Origin of the sequence: Nocardia sp. NPDC058497 (genome assembly GCF_042720195.1) — a bacterium.
In the GTDB taxonomy this organism is placed as follows: domain Bacteria; phylum Actinomycetota; class Actinomycetes; order Mycobacteriales; family Mycobacteriaceae; genus Nocardia.
The window spans coordinates 1-2916 of sequence record NZ_JBHXMY010000683.1 but is presented as its reverse complement, the minus strand read 5'-3'; the positions used below and the strand labels follow the sequence as shown (position 1 = coordinate 2916).

Genomic DNA, 2916 nt, shown 5'->3' with positions numbered 1-2916 from the left:
GGGCCCCCGCGCGGGGCGGGGGGGGGGTGCCCGCCCACCCAACCCAAAACCCGGCGCCCGCCCCCGGCGGGGACACACGGGGCCGCGAACTCTAGCGCGCCAGCGCTCCAGGATTACGGCACGCGGATGATCAGCGCGTCGCCCTGACCGCCACCACCACACAGCGCGGCCGCGCCCACGCCGCCACCGCGGCGCTTCAGCTCCAGCGCCAGGTGCAGCAGGATGCGCGCACCGGACATGCCCAGCGGGTGGCCGATGGAGATGGCGCCACCGTTGACGTTGACCTTCTCCGGGTCGTAGCCCAGCTTCTTGGTCGAGGACACACCGACAGCCGCGAAGGCCTCGTTGATCTCGATCAGGTCCAGCTCGGCCGGGGTAATGCCTTCCTTGGCGCACGCGGCGAGGATGGCGTTGGCCGGCTGGTCCTGCAGGGTCGAGTCCGGACCGGCGACCTGACCGGCGGCGCCGATCTCGGCGATCCACTCCAGCCCCAGCTCCTCGGCCTTCGCCTTGCTCATCACGATCACCGCGGCGGCGCCGTCGGAGATCTGCGAGGCGGTACCCGCGGTGACGGTGCCGTCCTTGCGGAAGGCCGGACGCAGCTTGCCCAGCGACTCGACGGTGGTGTCGGCGCGGATGCCCTCGTCCTCGGTGACGTAGATCGGATCGCCCTTGCGCTGCGGCACGGCGACCGGCACGACCTCGTCGGTGAACAGCCCGTTCTTCCACGCCGCGGCGGCACGCTGGTGCGAGGCCGCGGCCAGCGCGTCCTGCTCCTCGCGGCTGACCTTGTCGAGGTCGTTGCGGTCCTCGGTCAGCAGACCCATCGCCTGGTCGGTGATCACGTCGTGCAGGCCGTCGTAGGCCATGTGGTCGACGAGCGTGGTGTCGCCGTACTTGTGGCCCTCACGGCTCTTGGGCAGCAGGTGCGGGGTCTGGCTCATCGACTCCATGCCGCCGGCCACGACGATCTCGTGCTCACCGGCGCGGATCAGCTGATCGGCCAGCGCGATCGCGTTGATGCCCGACAGGCAGACCTTGTTGATCAGCAGCGACGGCACATCCATCGGGATGCCCGCGGCGATCGCGGCCTGGCGGGCGGGCAGCTGCCCGGCACCGGCCTGCAGCACCTGACCGAGGATGACGTAGTCGACCTGCTCGGGCGCCACACCACCCTTCTCCAGCGCCGCCTTGATGGCCACACCGGCCAGATCCGAGGCCTTGAAGTCCTTCAGACCGCCCAGGAGCCTGCCGACCGGGGTACGCGCACCGGACACGATGACAGAAGTCGTCACGAAAGCCTCGCATTCATTGAGTCGAACCTCGCCGCGACGCACACAGCGCTCAGCCGTGCACGTCAAGGGTTGCACTCAACGGTAACCGGTATCGGAGCACACCCGGCAAGCAGGTACGCGCTAGCTTCGAGGGGTGAGCAACGAATACATCATCCCCGCCGACTACGTCATCGCCGTCGACCACGTGGGCATCGCCGTGCCCGACCTGGACGCCGCCGTCGCCTGGTACACCGACAATCTCGGCATGGTCGAGACCCATCGCGAGGTCAACGAGGCTCAGGGCGTCGTCGAGGCGATGCTGTCGTGCCCCGCGGCGGCCGACCGCGCGACCGCCCTGCAGTTGCTGGCCCCGCTGACCCCCGAGTCGACGATCGCCAAGTTCATCGACCGCAGCGGCCCGGGCCTGCAGCAGCTGGCCTACCGGGTCACCGACATCGAGGCCGTTTCGGCCTTCCTGCGGGACCGCGGCCTGCGTTTGCTGTACGAAGCACCTCGGCACGGCACCGCCGATTCCCGCATCAATTTCATCCATCCGAAGGATGCTGGCGGTGTGCTGGTCGAGCTCGTCGAGCCGAACCCGAATGTTACGCACTAGTAGGCGGATACGGTCGGTAAATCTCGGCGAGATCACAATCACGGTCGAGTCTCCACAGGCTCGCTCGAGGCTGTATTTTGTGTGCCATGTCGTCACCTGAGTCCGATCGCAATCGCTTCGTTGCACTGCCCTTCACCGTTGTGCGCAAGGGTTATGCGCAAGACGAGGTGCGCAACTACTTCGACCGCTTCGACGCCGAGCTTCGCGTCACCGCCACCGACCGGGACGCTGCCGCCGCGCAGGCCCGGAATCTCGCCAGCCAGCTGGAAGACGCGCGGGACGAGATCGACGAGCTCCGCAAGGAGGTCGACCGGCTTTCCGTGCCGCCGACCACCGCCGAAGGAATGTCCGACCGTATCTCGCGCATGCTGCGCCTCGCCTCGGACGAAGCGTCCGAGGTCCGCGCGCTGGCGCAGGCCGAGGCCGCCGAGATGGTGTCGATCGCCGAGCAGCAGGCCACCGAGATGCGTGGCAAGTACGAGTCGCTGCTCGCGGAGACCAAGGAGAAGCGCGAGGCGCTCGAGATCGAGTTCGAGCAGACCCTCGCGAACGCGCGCACCGAGTCCGCCAAGATCATCGAGGCCGCCCAGGCCGATGTGGAACGTCTCGGCAAGGAGGCCGAGGCCAAGCGCAAGGCCACCCAGCAGGACTTCGAAGCCACCATGAACGATCGGCGCACCAAGCTGACTCGTGCCATGGAGGAGCTCGAGGCCACCAGTCGCGCCGAGGCCGCCCAGCGGATCAAGGACGCGACCGATGAGTCGAACCGCCTCATCAGCTCCGCCACCCAGACCTCCGAGCGCAAGATCGCGCACGCGAAGGAACTGGCCGAGGAGATGCGCGTGCTGCGCGGCCGCGTCCTGGCCCAGCTGCTCGGTATCCGCGGTCAGCTCGACTCGGTGCCCGCCATGCTCGCGGCGGTCAACCGGGAGAGCGAGCTGCTCGACGGCGCCCCCGAGCGCAAGTCCATCAGCAACAACGGCAACAACAAGTCCGTCTCCGGCTCCCGCCAGACCAAGGCCATCC

General features: G+C 68.3%; 3 protein-coding genes. 2 read left to right on the top strand and 1 reads right to left on the bottom strand.

Translation table 11 applies throughout. The features are described 5' to 3' along the window. Positions 1–113 precede the first annotated feature (113 nt). Positions 114–1295: an acetyl-CoA C-acetyltransferase gene (locus ACFWPJ_RS29445; RefSeq protein ID WP_378856264.1), complete on the bottom strand. Its 1182-nt coding sequence runs from the start codon at positions 1293–1295 to the stop codon at positions 114–116. A gap of 133 nt (positions 1296–1428) precedes the next feature. On the opposite strand from ACFWPJ_RS29445, the gene mce reads away from it, so the two are divergent. Further along, positions 1429–1890 (top strand): methylmalonyl-CoA epimerase, encoded by a 462-nt coding sequence (gene mce / locus ACFWPJ_RS29440; RefSeq protein WP_378856262.1) that lies wholly within the window; start codon positions 1429–1431, stop codon positions 1888–1890. A gap of 86 nt (positions 1891–1976) precedes the next feature. Next, a partial coding sequence (locus ACFWPJ_RS29435) for a hypothetical protein (RefSeq protein WP_378856260.1) occupies positions 1977–2916 on the top strand: 940 nt, incomplete at its 3' end.